Source organism: Mediterranea sp. An20, from assembly GCF_002160055.1.
Lineage (GTDB): Bacteria > Bacteroidota > Bacteroidia > Bacteroidales > Bacteroidaceae > Bacteroides > Bacteroides avicola.
On record NZ_NFJV01000009.1, the window covers coordinates 89,761 to 104,203 of the forward strand.

Below are 14,443 nucleotides of genomic sequence, written 5' to 3' on the forward strand. Positions count from 1 at the left end.
GAGGCGGTTTTGCCGGCGCTAAGGAGCGTTTTTCTACGCGCTAAGGAGTCGGCTTGGCCTATATAAGGAGCAAACTTGTTATATATAAGAAGCAATATGCTGGTTATCAGTGTAATTTTTGCTTTGTATGTCGGAAATTTCCCAGGAAAGTCGTTCGATAGGCAGCAGTATATTTTGCGACAAATCTGCGATAAGATTATTTTTTTTGAAAAAATGTGCCTGAAACGTTTGCTGAATCCAAAACTTTGCCTACCTTTGCACCGCATTTGAAAAAATGCTGGTCACTAAGGAAGTTTGGGTGAGTGGCTGAAACCAGCAGTTTGCTAAACTGCCGTACGAATTTTCTCGTACCGGGGGTTCGAATCCCCCAGCTTCCGCAGTTGATGACTTGCACTCTTAGCTCAGTTGGTAGAGCAACTGACTCTTAATCAGTGGGTCCAGGGTTCGAATCCCTGAGGGTGTACAGAGTTGATAAGTTGGTGGATTCGTCTAACGGTTAGGACACATGCCTCTCACGCATGCAATACGAGTTCGATTCTCGTATCCACTACAAAAAGTGTGAAATGGGCGGCTGCAGGATTTTCTTTGCGGTCGCCTTTTTTGGTTAATGTCAAACTAAGAATTAGAATTATGGACTTCATTATTGATTTTATTCTGCACATCGATGTGCACATGATTGCTATTGTGCAGGAATATCATTTATGGACGTATGCCATTTTGTTTGCGGTGATTTTCTGTGAGACGGGTTTGGTCGTTACTCCTTTCCTGCCCGGCGATTCTCTTTTGTTTGTGGCCGGTGCCATTGCTGCGCAGCCTAATATGCCGCTTGAGGTGAATATTCTGGCTCTGATTGTCTTTGTGGCAGCCGTATTGGGCGATTCGAGCAATTATGCCATCGGGCATTTCTTTGGGCAAAGGCTCTTCAGTAATCCCCATTCAAAAATCTTCAAGCAGAGTTATCTGGACAAGACGCACAGTTTTTATAAGAAGTATGGCGGGAAAACCATCATTATAGCTCGTTTTGTTCCCATTGTCCGCACTTTTGCACCGTTCGTGGCTGGTATGGGTAAGATGCACTACTATTATTTTATGTTCTATAATGTGACGGGTGGTGCCTTGTGGGTGGCTCTCTTCTGTTATGCCGGTTATTTCTTCGGCGATTTGCCTTTCGTGCAGCAGAATCTGAAGCTGTTGGTTGTGGCTATCATTGTCATTTCTATCCTGCCGGCCATCGTTGAGGTATTGCGTGAGCGGAGGAAACTGAAGAAAGAACGCTCGCAGAATGCCGAATCTTAATTCTTACCGCTTTGGATTGGTTATATAGTTTGTTTGTAGAGCCTACCGCCCTGCAGGCCATTGTGGTGCTGTCGCTGATCTCAGCCATTGGGTTGGGGCTGGGCAAGGTGCATATTTGGGGCGTTTCGCTGGGCGTTACTTTTGTGTTTTTTGCAGGTATCCTGGCCGGACACTTCGGTTTGAAGATTGACGCCGGGATGCTGAATTATGCCGAGAGTTTCGGCCTGGTGATATTTGTCTATGCTTTAGGATTGCAGGTGGGGCCTGGATTCTTCAGCTCTTTCCGAAGTGGCGGGCTTACGCTCAATATGCTGGGGGTGGCTGTGGTGTTGGTAGGCACGTTGTTTACCTTGGTGGGCAGTTGTGTGCTGGGCATTTCCTTGCCGGATATGGTGGGGATTCTGTGTGGAGCCACTACCAATACACCTGCTCTGGGTGCTGCCCAGCAGACACTGAAGCAATTGGGGATGGACGCCTCCGGACCTGCATTGGGGTGCGCTGTGACTTATCCTTTAGGGGTGGTGGGCGTGATATTGGCCATCTTGTTGCTGCGAAAGTTCCTTACTCGTCCGCAGGATTTGCAGGAAAAAGAGAAAGAAGATGTCAACAAACCCTATATTGCCGCCTTTCAAGTGCATAATCCTGCTATATTCGACAAGAATATCAGGGAGATAGGAGAACTGCATTATGCCAAGTTTGTTATCTCCCGTTTGTGGCGGAATGGTAAAGTGACCATACCTACATCGGATACAATAATTCATGAAGGTGACCGCTTACTGGTGATTACTTCCGAAAAAGCAGCTCCGACGCTTACGGTGCTTTTCGGTGAGCAGGAGCATACCGATTGGAACAAGGAAGATATTGACTGGAATGCTATCGACAGCCAGCTTATCTCGCAACGTATCGTGGTGACCCGTCCGGAACTGAACGGCAAAAAACTGGGGTCGTTGCATTTGCGCAACAGCTATGGTGTTAACATTACCCGTATTTACCGTAGCGGTGTGCAGTTGTTGGCTACGGCCGGGTTGCGTCTGCAGTTGGGCGACCGTCTGACTGTGGTGGGTGAAGCTGCAGCCTTGCACAACGTGGAGAAGGTACTGGGCAATGCTGTGAAAAGCCTGAAAGAACCTAATTTGGTGGCAGTGTTCATTGGTATTGTCTTGGGACTTATGGTAGGTGCCATTCCTATATTTCTGCCAGGTATGAGTTCTCCCGTTAAGTTGGGGCTGGCAGGTGGTCCCATTATTGTGGGGATTCTTATAGGTACTTTCGGTCCGCGTTTGCACATGATTACTTATACTACCCGCAGTGCCAACCTTATGCTCCGCTCCCTCGGTCTTTCGCTTTATTTGGCTTGTCTGGGGCTGGATGCGGGTGAGCATTTCTTTGAAACAGTGTTTCGTCCGGAAGGGCTTCTGTGGATAGGTACCGGTTTTATATTGACTCTGGTGCCTGTGCTGCTGGTTGGTGCTATTGCTTTCAAGTCGTTGAAGGTCGACTTTGGCTCAGCGATGGGGATGCTGTGTGGAAGCATGGCCAATCCTATGGCTCTGAATTATGCCAACGACATCATTCCGGGCGATCATCCTTCGGTAGCTTATGCCACGGTGTATCCTCTTTGCATGTTTTTGAGGGTCATCATAGCGCAGCTTGTATTGATGTTTATGCTGTAGTTATAGCTTAAGCAAACTTGTTGGAAAACGAAATTGCATCTTTGCGCAAAATAAAAGCTCATGAAATGATGAATATTTGGCGTAAATTGTGTAATTTGCGTTCCGATTCATAACATGGTATATGCATAGTATTTTATATCAAGCACAGAGATGTAAGGGGAAGAGACGCTTCCGTCTGGAAAGACTTGTTGTTTCGAGCCTTTGTATCTCTGCGTTTGGTATGATTGAATCCAATTGGTTATAATATTAAATCAAAACCTATATGGGAAACATAAGTCCAGAATCTATTGTTAACGATTTGCGTTATTTGCAGCTTCTTTCGCGCAGTTTTCCGACCATAGCTGACGCTAGTACTGAAATCATTAACTTGGAGGCCATACTCAACCTGCCTAAGGGCACAGAGCATTTTCTGACGGATATACACGGTGAGTATGAAGCCTTTCAGCACGTGCTCAAAAATGGCTCGGGAGCGGTGAAGCGCAAGGTGAACGAAATCTTTGCCCATGCTTTGAGGGAGAGCGAAAAGAAAGAATTGTGTACGCTCATCTACTACCCGGAAGAGAAACTTCGACTGATTAAAGCGCAGGAGAAGGAACTGGACGACTGGTATCAGATTACGCTGAACCAGTTGGTGAAGGTTTGTCAGAACGTATCTTCCAAGTACACGCGCTCAAAAGTGCGCAAAGCTTTACCTGGGGAGTTCTCCTACATCATTCAGGAACTGTTGCACGAATCGAGCGTAGACCCCAATAAGCAAGCTTACATCAATGTTATCATCTCTACCATTATTTCGACCAGACGGGCTGACGACTTCATTGTGGCCATGTGCAACCTCATCCAACGCCTTACCATTGATTCTTTACACATAGTGGGCGATATCTACGACAGAGGTCCCGGCGCACACATCATCATGGATACTCTGTGTGATTATCATAACTTCGACATCCAGTGGGGGAACCACGACATTCTCTGGATGGGAGCGGCTTCGGGTAATGATGCCTGTATAGCCAATGTAATTCGTCTGTCCATGCGTTACGGCAATCTGGCTACACTGGAAGACGGATACGGCATCAACCTTTTGCCTTTGGCGACTTTTGCCATGGATACTTATGGAGACGACCCTTGCACGGTGTTCATGCCCAAGACGGATTTTTCCGACGGGCAGCATAATGAGAAGACACTGAAGCTGATTGCACAGATGCACAAGGCCATTACCGTCATTCAGTTCAAATTGGAAGCGGCTATCATCGACCGTCGGCCGGAATTTGGCATGCAGGGGCGTAAGTTATTGGACAAGATTGATTATAAGCGTGGAATCTTTGTGTATGAAGGTAAGGAATATCCTTTGCGTGATATGAACTTTCCTACCATTGACCCGGCCAATCCGTATCGGCTTACCGATGAGGAAGAGGAATTGGTGGGCAAGATTCATGCTTCGTTTATGAACAGTGAGAAGTTGAGGAAGCACATGCGTTGCCTTTACACGTATGGGGGGATGTATCTGGTGTGCAACAGTAATTTGCTCTACCATGCCTCTGTACCTCTGAACGAAGACGGCAGCTTCAGGCATGTGGTCATAAACGGTAAGGAGTATTGGGGGCATAAGTTGCTACAGAAGACCGACCAACTGATACGCACAGCTTATTTCGGTGAAGAAGGAACATCCCGTACGGATTTTGCGGTGGATTATATGTGGTATTTGTGGTGTGGTCCCGATGCTCCCTCGTTCGACAAAGATAAAATGGCGACCTTTGAGCGGTATTTTGTGGGCGACAAGGATTTGTGTAAAGAAACCAAGGGTCATTATTATACTTTGCGCAATGAAGCGGAAACCTGCGACCGCATTCTTCTGGAGTTTGGCGTAACGCCCGGCCCTCATTCGCACATCATCAACGGTCACGTGCCGGTCAAGACTCTTAAGGGCGAGAAGCCGGTAAAGGCGGGCGGTAAGTTGCTGGTGATAGACGGAGGATTTTCCAAGGCTTATCAGCCTGAGACTGGTATTGCGGGATATACGTTGGTGTATCATTCGCACGGCTTGCAATTGGTTCAGCACGAGCCTTTTCAGAGCCGGCAGAAGGCTATTGAAGAGGGATTGGACATCAAGTCGACCACCTTCCTCGTTGAATTCAATTCGCAGCGTATGATGGTGAAGGATACCGACAAAGGGGCGGAGCTTGTCACGCAGATTGCCGATTTGGAGAAACTGCTGGCTGCCTACCGGATGGGTCTTATCAAGGAAAAAGAGTAGGGGCGAAGGGCATAATGCCATAATCGATTGGCTGTACGCCCCTGAATGGCACACAGATGATACAGATTTAAACAGATTTCTTCAGTCCTGATTCAGTCCGCAGGCTTCGAACATCTGTCATATCTGTATCATCTGTTGTTGTTTATATAGCATGGTGGTTCCCTATAGGGATTTTAGGTTCTGTAAGTCATTGCTCACCATGATATGTACCAGTTCTTCGAAGGTGGTCTGCCTCGGGTTCCATCCAAGCAAGGTCTTGGCTTTGGTCGGGTCGCCCAGCAGTTGTTCTACTTCGGCAGGACGGAAATATTTGGGGTCAACCTCGACGAGCGTGCGGCCGGTGCGCTGGTCAATACCCTTTTCGTTAACTCCTTCTCCTTCCCATCGCAGGCTTATTCCTGCTTCACTGAAGGCCAACGTACAGAATTCGCGCACGGTGTGCATCTCTCCTGTGGCTATGACGAAGTCTTCGGGCGTGGGGTGTTGCAACATCAGCCACATGCATTCCACATAGTCCTTGGCATAACCCCAGTCGCGTTTGGCGTTGAGGTTGCCCAAGTAGAGCTTGTCTTGCAGCCCGTGGGCAATGCGAGCGGCGGCCAGCGTGATTTTGCGGGTGACGAACGTCTCTCCCCGTCGTTCACTTTCGTGATTGAAGAGAATGCCGTTCACGGCAAACATGCCGTAGCTTTCGCGGTAGTTCTTCGTTATCCAGAATCCGTACTGTTTGGCTACTCCGTAGGGGCTGCGCGGATAGAAAGGCGTCGTTTCCCGCTGAGGCACCTCCTGTACCTTGCCAAAAAGTTCGGAAGTAGATGCCTGGTAGATTTTCGTTTTCTTCTCCATGCCCAATATGCGCACGGCTTCCAACATGCGCAAGGTGCCTACCGCATCGGTCTCGGCGGTATATTCGGGCACGTCAAAACTCACCTTTACATGGCTTTGGGCAGCTAAGTTGTATATCTCGTCGGGTTGTACCTGCTGGATGATGCGTATGAGTGAACTGCTGTCTGTCATGTCGCCATAGTGCAGGTTGACAAGGCGCTTCTGTTTCATGTCACGCACCCATTCATCGAAGTAGAGATGTTCGATGCGTCCTGTGTTGAACGACGAGGAGCGGCGTAGAATGCCATGGACCTCATAACCTTTCTGGAGCAAGAGTTCGGCCAGGAACGAGCCGTCTTGTCCTGTGATGCCGGAGATAAGAGCTGTTTTCATTTCTGTTTTTTCTGATATTGGTTGGTATGGTGGACAAAGATACGACTTTAGTGGAAATGGAGCAAATAAGGAGGGTGGAAGTTTCAAATGGCAGATGAAGGTGATTCTGATTTTTCGACCAATGCCGGAATGTTATCGTGTATGGATATATACTTTGTTGATAATCACTATGTTGCTTTTTGTATATAACGAGCGCGCTGCTTATTGCTTCGAAATCCGCTGCTTAGCGCCTGGCTATTGGCTGCATAGCGCTTGGGCATTTTTTATGAAAGACTCACCGGAATAATCGGCAGGTTTCTCAACTGTCTGTCGTTTACTGAGCGGCCTGATTTCTGTCCGTTGGGGATATTCCGGTTTATGGGTTATGAATTTGTCGCTAAATTCCGTTAAAAAACTTGCATAAGTTTCTGTCTTTCCGCATAAAAATGGATAAAATGTATGGGCAAAGACATTATTTCGTATCTTTGCACCCGAATACGAAATTAAAAAGGACATTTTTTATTTATGAAACTGAAACTTACGATTATTTGTCTTCTGCTGGGCACAGGCCTTTTTTCTTCGTGCATCCGCGAGGAAGCCTTGAACACAGAGGCAGATATTGAGAGCGTTACCCTGGCGGGGGACGTGATGAACCGTAGCGCGGAGTTTGGCGACGCTATCACGACGCCAAGTGGCGGACTTATATATCCCGTGACACTGTATGTGAAAAAAGGTACGGATGTGACCCGTCTGGCTCCCGAACTGACCTTGACGGAAGGAGCCAGTGTGGTTCCTGCCAGCGGTACGACGCTGGATTTTACCGATTCGCAGGATTATATCGTAACGTCCGAAGATGGCTTGTGGAAGCGGCATTATCGTCTGTCGGTGACTACCAGCGGCATCACGAATACGAAATACAGCTTTGAGCATGTGCGCATGGGTGGTGGAGGCAAATATCACATTTTTTACGAAGTAGACCAGGCAGAAGTAGAGACCTTTGCTTGGGCCAGCGGTAATCCTGGCTTTGCTCTGGCTGATTCCCGCGAAGACAATCCGGTGAACTTCCTCACTTATCAGGACGATAACGGATACGAAGGTAAGTGTGTGACAATGGTGACACGGCGGGCAGGCGGGCTGGCCGAACTTGTCAACATGCCTATTGCTTCGGGCAATCTCTTCCTGGGGCAGTTTGATGTGTTGGATGCTTTGAACAATGCGCTGACTGCGACCAAGTTCGGCTTGCAGTTCGAACATGTGCCTACCCGGCTGAGCGGTTATTATAAGTATAAGTCTGGCGACACCTTCTACGAACTGGATACCAGTGCGGAAGACAAGCTCAGTCCTGTGCCCGGCCGGAAAGACCAGGGCAATATCTACGCCGTGTTCTACGAAAGCACTGAGGAACGTCCCATACTGGACGCTACAGACATCCTGTCCGAAGACAACGAACAGGTTATTTCTACGGCCGTAATCAATCAGGATGACATGCCGGAAACGGATGAGTGGACTTATTTTGAAATCCCCTTCACTTTCCGCGACGGCAAGACGGTAGACTACGATAAATTGGCTCAAGGCCAATATTGCCTCACCATAGTCTTTGCCTCCAGCATCCGCGGCGACTACTTCGAAGGAGCACCGGGTAGCACGCTGAGCATTGATGAAGTGGAACTGGATTATGAAGATGCCGTAACAGAAGAATAATCAATTAGAGTGACAAAACATGAAGAAAAGAAATACCATCATAGGAATTCTCGTGCTACTCCTGACGGGAATAGCCAATACCCTGCAGGCGCAGGAAGACCGCAACCGCGGTATCATTCAATCTGCTCTCTATGGTCTGGAGTATGAGGTAAGAGCCGGCATCAATATCGGAGGTGCTTCGCCGCTTCCTCTGCCTCGCGAGATCCGTTCGCTGGACAGCTATGCGCCTAACATTAACTTCTCCATCGAGGGAAATATCATTAAATGGTTGGGCAAGCAAGAACGCTGGGGATTTATCTTGGGTCTGCGTGTCGAAAGCAAAGGTATGGAGGCAGAAGCCACAACCAAGAACTACAGCATGGAAATTATTGGTGACGGTGGCGAACGCATGTCGGGCAACTGGACGGGCAGGGTGAAAACCAAATTCCGGGCTTCTTACTTTACCGTACCCGTGCTGGCAGCCTGGAAGGTGAACGACCGTCTGCGGCTGAGCGCCGGGCCGTATGTGTCGTTCCGTACCAGCGGTGACTTCTCCGGTCATGTGTTCGACGGTTACCTGCGCGAGGGCGACCCCACAGGAAACAAGGTAGTGTTCGAAGGTGAGAGTATCGCTCCTTATGACTTTTCCGATGAGTTGCGTAAGTTCCAGTGGGGCGTACAGGCTGGTGTTTCTTGGCGTGCCTTCAAGCATTTGACTGTGCATGGCGATTTGACGTGGGGGCTGAACGATATCTTTAAGAAAGATTTCCAGACAATTACCTTTGCCATGTATCCTATCTATCTGAATGTAGGATTTGGTTACGCATTCTGAACGCGCATGATACAAGAATTCACTCTACGCGTCTTACCGGAGGTAGCCGCTAATGAACATAACTTAAAGGAATATCTCAAACAGGAGAAGGGGCTTTCTTCTCAGGATATTACAGCTATACGGGTTTTCAAGCGCAGCATAGATGCCCGGCAGCGTACGGTTTTTGTCAATTTGAGTGTGCGGGTCTTCCTGAATGAAATGCCTGATGAACCTACCTATCGCCCTATTGCCTATCCGATAGTCGACGGGCGTCCGGCGGTAATTGTAGTAGGTGCGGGACCAGGTGGATTGTTTGCGGCTCTGCGCTTGATAGAGTTGGGATTACGTCCGATTGTTGTGGAGCGGGGAAAAGATGTGCGTGAGCGTAAGAAAGATCTGGCACAGATAAGCCGCATGCAGGTCGTAGATCCGGAATCGAATTATAGCTTTGGAGAAGGAGGGGCAGGCGCTTATTCGGATGGAAAACTCTACACAAGGAGTAAGAAGCGCGGCAATGTAGAAAAAATCCTTTCTGTATTTTGTCAGCATGGGGCTTCCGAATCTATATTGGTGGATGCGCATCCTCATATCGGCACCGATAAGTTGCCACGTGTTATCGAAAACATACGGCGTACTATTTTGCAGTGTGGAGGGGAGGTGCATTTTCAGACAAGAATGGATGCCCTGGTGCTCGAAGGTGACCGGGTGATTGGCATTAGAACTGACTCTGGAGATTTATATCGGGGGGCAGTGATTCTGGCGACAGGGCATTCTGCCCGTGATGTCTATCGTTGGTTGGCCGAGAACCAGGTGGAGATGGAGGCCAAAGGCATTGCCGTAGGTGTGCGTTTGGAGCATCCTGCTAAGCTGATAGATTGTATGCAATACCATAATAAGGAAGGACGCGGAGCTTATTTGCCGGCTGCAGAATATAGCTTTGTCACTCAAGTTGCGGGACGTGGAGTATATAGCTTCTGTATGTGTCCTGGGGGCTTTGTAGTACCGGCAGCCAGCGGCCCCGAACAGTTAGTGGTCAATGGCATGAGTCCCAGCAGTCGTGGTTCACAGTGGAGCAACAGTGGTATGGTGGTAGAGCTGCATCCCGAAGATTTGTCGGACAAAAGCTTACGTGTGGAAGGAGGAGAACCGTTAAGCGGTAGCTCAGTGTTGGATGTGATGCATTTTCAGGAGCAGTTAGAACGTCTTTGCTGGCAACAAGGAAATCGGCAGCAAACAGCTCCTGCACAACGTATGTATGACTTTTGTACTAAACGGTTGAGTGCTGATTTGCCTCAGAGTTCTTATGCTCCCGGTTTGCTGGCTTCGCCCTTGCATTTCTGGATGCCATCGTTTATTTCTGCCCGTCTGGCAGAAGGTTTCCGGATATTTGGGCGTAATGCACGTGGCTTTCTTACGAACGAGGCCGTCATGATTGGGGTGGAAACGCGTACTTCTGCTCCTGTCCGTATTGTGCGGGATCGTGTTACGTTGCAGCATATCCGTCTGAAGGGGCTTTTCCCTTGTGGAGAAGGAGCAGGTTATGCGGGAGGTATTGTTTCTGCGGCTATTGACGGTGAGCGTTGTGCAGAAGCGGCAGCTTGTTTCCTAACAGGTTCAGAACCCCAATAACTGGAGAAGCGTATGTCTGTTCCTGAGATTGCCGTTATAGATGCTAATACTTTGAGTTGTTTAGGACTCCAGAATCTGTTGGAAGAGCTCATTCCGCAGGCTGTCATCCGTATGTTCCGTTCGTTTGGTGAACTGACGGACGACACGCCGGATATGTATGTGCATTATTTTGTATCGGCTCAGATTTTTTTTGAGCATGTGTCTTTTTTCCGTCAGCGACTTACCAAGACCATTGTATTGGCCACCGGCGATAATCTGCCTCAGCTGGCGGGCGTGAAGACGCTGGATATTTCGCAAGATGGGAAACACTTGGCTAAGAGTATTTTGCAGTTACACAGCTTTGGTCACCGGAGTGGGCACCCTTCTACCGTGGGAGCTTCTTCTACAGATGTCGGGATGGGTAGCCACGAGCTTTCCGTCCGTGAGATTGAGGTTTTGCGGCTTCTTGTCAGAGGATACATTAATAAAGAAATAGCCGACCGTTTACACATCAGCCAGACCACAGTCATCAGCCATCGCAAGAACATTATAGAGAAACTGGGCATTAAATCGGTGCCGGGACTTACTATCTATGCAGTGATGCACGGTTATGTGGAGGCTGACCAGATATAAGAATCCTCATAAATGAGGGTTGCCTACCTGCCGGAAATGTCGTTACTTTGCCCCGTCTTTTTAACCCAAGTATAAATATGAATAAGATGAAAGCAATGTGTCTGTTAGCGGCATACTGGTGGGTCGCTGTGCCATTATGGGCCGAGGAAGTAACTACCGATACCATTCGTTCCATCCAGATGGATGAAGTGGTCATTGTAGCCACCCCCAAGGAAACCCGTGCCCTGCGCGAACTTCCTATGGCTTCCACCCGTTTGTCGCAACAAATGATGAGAGCGCAGCAAGTTACAGGCATTAAAAGGTTGACATCAGTCATACCTAACCTGTTTATTCCAGATTATGGGTCCCGTCTGACTACGGCAGTTTATATCCGTGGCATCGGTTCCCGTATCAATACACCTGCTGTAGGATTATATGTTGACAATATCCCTTATATTGACAAGTCTGCTTTTGATTTTAATTATGCCGATATTGAGCAGATTGAGGTATTGCGTGGTCCGCAGAGCCTGCTTTACGGGCGTAACACCATGGGTGGACTTATCAAGGTGCAGACCAAGTCGCCGTTTGATTATCAGGGTACTGACTTGCGCCTTGGAGCTGCTACTTATGGCGATTACAATGCTTCACTCACTCATTATCACCGTATATCGAGGCGTTTTGCCTTTTCTGCCGGAGGTTTCTACGAACATGCGGGCGGTTTTTTTAAGAATGCCTATAAAAATAATGAACGGATAGACCGGGGAGATAACGGAGGCGGTCGACTCCACGCTGTAGTCTTGCCAACTGACAATCTGAAGCTGGATTTGAACCTCAATTACGAATATAGCGACCAGGGCGGTTATCCGTATTATTATATGGGGGCAGTTTCTGCTTCTTCTTCCGATGAAGAATCCGAGCTAAAAGACTATGTAGGGCATATTGCTTATAATGACCCGAGCGGTTACCGGCGAAGTCTGTTAAATGGAGGGATGAACATCGAATATCACGCTACAGATTTTATCCTCAGCTTTATTACCGGCTACCAGCATCTGAACGACCGTATGGCTATGGACCAGGACTTTACGCCGCGTGACATTTTTACTTTAGTGCAAAAACAACGTTCCAATACTGTCAGTGAGGAGATTGTATTGAAGTCCAATCCCGGTAAACGCTGGCAGTGGACCACGGGTGTGTTCGGTTTTTATCAGTGGCTGGATACTTCTGCTCCCGTGCTTTTTAAGCAACAGGGTATTCAGGAATTGATAGAAGACAACGCCAATGCAGCTTTCCCCTCTTCGCCGCAGGCTCCTCAGATGGCTTTGAGTATTCACAATGACCAGTTACTGATTGGTGGTGACTTTTCTACTCCCCAGATGAGTGGTGCTGTCTATCATCAGAGCACCTGGAACGATTTGTTTGTAAAAGGCTTGTCTGTCAGTGCCGGTTTGCGTTTGGATTATGAAAAGATGTGGCTGGATTATTCTTCTGCCAGCGACCCTATGCTCTTTGGCTTTTCTTTTGCTATGGGGGGCATGAGGTTGGAAGACCAGCAGATGCAGGCCGTTTCTTCACTGGCCGGCAAAATGAAGCACGACTATCTGCAATTGTTACCTAAGTTTTCGGTGCAATATGAGTGGAGCCCCGCCAATAATGTGTATGCTACCGTGGCCAAGGGCTATCGCTCGGGAGGATATAATATTCAGATGTTCAGCGATTTGGTTCAATCTCAATTTATCAACGTAATGAAGGGAGCCATGGAGCAGAGTGAATCGTTGAAGCCTATTGCAGGCATGATTTCGAGCATGATGCCTACTGTGGAGCTGGACGTCAAGGGGACGGCGCTTTATCGACCCGAATATACGTGGAGCTATGAAATCGGTACGCATCTTACCGGATGGCAAAAGCGCCTGACTGCCGACCTGGCCGCATTCTGGATGAACACTCGCGACCAGCAAGTCTCGCAGTTTTCGGACAACGGCATGGGGCGCGTTACCCGCAATGCCGGCCGAAGCCGCAGTGTGGGGGCTGAGGCTTGTGTGACGGCTTGTCTGACCGATGCTTTCACGTTGAATGTATCGTATGGTTATACGCATGCCACTTTCCGTAATTATGTAACGGTGGACGATGAAGGGCAGGAAGTGAACTATCGGGGATACAAGGTGCCTTTTATTCCGCGGCATACCTTGAACGTGGGCGGACAGTATGTCTTTGCGCTCCAACCGCATAAGCTTTTCGACTACATTCGTCTGCATGCCGACTATAGCGCAGCCGGCTCTGTCTATTGGACGGAAAGCAACAATGCTGTCCAGCCGTTCTATGGGACGCTGAATGCGCGTCTCAGTCTGGAGAAAGGGCAAGGGTCTGTTGCTTTCTGGATACGCAATGCTTTGAACAAAGACTATACCTCTTTCTATTTTGAAAGCATGGGCAACCGTTTCATGCAACGTGGACGCCCCTTGCAGGCAGGTATCGAGCTGAGATGCAGGTTCTGATGTCGCAGCGGCAGGCCTTTCCCTCTTGTCTTTTTTTCTAAGTGATGATGAGTTTGCTGCTTATAGCTTCGAAGCCGGCTTCTTGTAGCTTGGAAGTCGGCTTCTTATTGCTTGGAAATGGTTCCCCTGCAGACAGCCTGTTGTCATTCGTCGGGTCGGGGTATGCCACAGAGAGGAGATACTGTTCCCCTCTGTCATATTTCCGTCTCACATAAAGTATGGATAATTTATCAGAGCATGTCTGTAATAGTCAAAGAAACAGTTACCCGTTTCTTTCTCGTCCGCAGGGTGAGTCCGGAATGAGAAATATTATAGTTTTTCACGGACATTTTCGGATAAGTCTGTAAAAAAATCACGTCCTAATACGATAGATATACGCGTAAGCAGACTGGTATCAATGCTCTCTTTTTGGAACAGGCGGTATATGTTGGAGCGATCGCAAGAAAGTTTACGTGCAAACCAGCTTACGCTTCGCTCTTGTTTATCTAATTCTTCTTTAATCAGAACTCCAATAGGTTTCATAATCGTTTTTTCATTGCCTTCTTGCTCCCTCAGACAGTAGGCACTATTCTCAAGTGTTTGTCATGTATAGGGCATATTGAGAAAACGCTGGGGGAGCAAACGATTCCTGAGTAATTATCCCGTCTGGATACTGAAGATAGAACAAAGGAAACGGGAATAAACAAGTATTGGAACGAATACCTTATCAGGTGTTCTCTTATGATTTATACATATAATATTTGGACAGTCATTCCCGTTGTTTGTTAATCTTTATCTTGTAGCTGGTCTTGCAGACTCAGCGGCGCTCAGTATATCGTTTAAA

At 48.2% G+C, this 14,443-nt stretch carries 10 protein-coding genes and 3 tRNA genes; 11 read left to right on the forward strand and 2 right to left on the reverse strand.

Annotation, left to right across the window (positions count from 1 at the left end):
* Positions 1-288 precede the first annotated feature (288 nt).
* The 6 genes from B5F34_RS07070 to B5F34_RS07095 all read left to right on the forward strand — a co-directional run bounded on the left by B5F34_RS07070 (position 289) and on the right by B5F34_RS07095 (position 5,220).
* A tRNA-Ser gene (locus B5F34_RS07070) sits at positions 289-377 on the forward strand.
* 13 nt (positions 378-390) lie between these two features.
* Positions 391-463, forward strand: a tRNA-Lys gene (locus B5F34_RS07075).
* Positions 464-478: 15 nt separating this feature from the next.
* Positions 479-550: transfer RNA gene (locus B5F34_RS07080), tRNA-Glu, on the forward strand.
* An 80-nt stretch (positions 551-630) separates the two neighbouring features.
* Entirely contained in the window at positions 631-1,296 is a 666-nt protein-coding gene (locus B5F34_RS07085) for a DedA family protein (protein ID WP_087336529.1), read from the forward strand.
* 11 nt (positions 1,297-1,307) lie between these two features.
* On the forward strand, positions 1,308-2,969 hold the full coding sequence (locus B5F34_RS07090; protein ID WP_087336531.1) for a putative transporter: 1,662 nt from the start codon (positions 1,308-1,310) through the stop codon (positions 2,967-2,969).
* A 262-nt stretch (positions 2,970-3,231) separates the two neighbouring features.
* Positions 3,232-5,220: a fructose-1,6-bisphosphatase gene (locus B5F34_RS07095; protein WP_087336533.1), complete on the forward strand. Its 1,989-nt coding sequence runs from the start codon at positions 3,232-3,234 to the stop codon at positions 5,218-5,220.
* Positions 5,221-5,382: 162 nt separating this feature from the next.
* On the opposite strand, the gene gmd is transcribed toward B5F34_RS07095, so the two are convergent.
* A complete protein-coding gene (gmd, locus tag B5F34_RS07100) occupies positions 5,383-6,438 on the reverse strand; it encodes a GDP-mannose 4,6-dehydratase (RefSeq protein WP_087336535.1) in 1,056 nt (351 codons plus the stop codon).
* Positions 6,439-6,942: 504 nt separating this feature from the next.
* On the opposite strand from gmd, the gene B5F34_RS07105 reads away from it, so the two are divergent.
* The 5 genes from B5F34_RS07105 (at position 6,943) to B5F34_RS07125 (ending at position 13,620) form a co-directional block, all read left to right on the forward strand.
* Positions 6,943-8,118, forward strand: a complete 1,176-nt coding sequence (locus B5F34_RS07105; RefSeq protein WP_087336537.1) for a PCMD domain-containing protein — start codon at positions 6,943-6,945, stop codon at positions 8,116-8,118.
* 19 nt (positions 8,119-8,137) lie between these two features.
* Positions 8,138-8,929 carry a porin family protein gene (locus B5F34_RS07110; protein ID WP_087336539.1) on the forward strand — a complete coding sequence of 264 codons (792 nt, stop codon included), beginning with the start codon at positions 8,138-8,140 and terminating at the stop codon, positions 8,927-8,929.
* A gap of 6 nt (positions 8,930-8,935) precedes the next feature.
* Positions 8,936-10,537 carry an FAD-dependent protein gene (locus B5F34_RS07115; protein ID WP_087336541.1) on the forward strand — a complete coding sequence of 534 codons (1,602 nt, stop codon included), beginning with the start codon at positions 8,936-8,938 and terminating at the stop codon, positions 10,535-10,537.
* A 12-nt stretch (positions 10,538-10,549) separates the two neighbouring features.
* Positions 10,550-11,149 (forward strand): LuxR C-terminal-related transcriptional regulator, encoded by a 600-nt coding sequence (locus B5F34_RS07120; protein WP_087336543.1) that lies wholly within the window; start codon positions 10,550-10,552, stop codon positions 11,147-11,149.
* A gap of 86 nt (positions 11,150-11,235) precedes the next feature.
* Positions 11,236-13,620 (forward strand): TonB-dependent receptor, encoded by a 2,385-nt coding sequence (locus B5F34_RS07125; protein ID WP_239448847.1) that lies wholly within the window; start codon positions 11,236-11,238, stop codon positions 13,618-13,620.
* Positions 13,621-13,929: 309 nt separating this feature from the next.
* Here B5F34_RS07125 and B5F34_RS07130 read toward each other — a convergent pair whose 3' ends face one another.
* Positions 13,930-14,142, reverse strand: coding sequence for a hypothetical protein (locus B5F34_RS07130; protein WP_087336547.1), 213 nt, complete (start codon positions 14,140-14,142; stop codon positions 13,930-13,932).
* Positions 14,143-14,443: the final 301 nt, after the last annotated feature.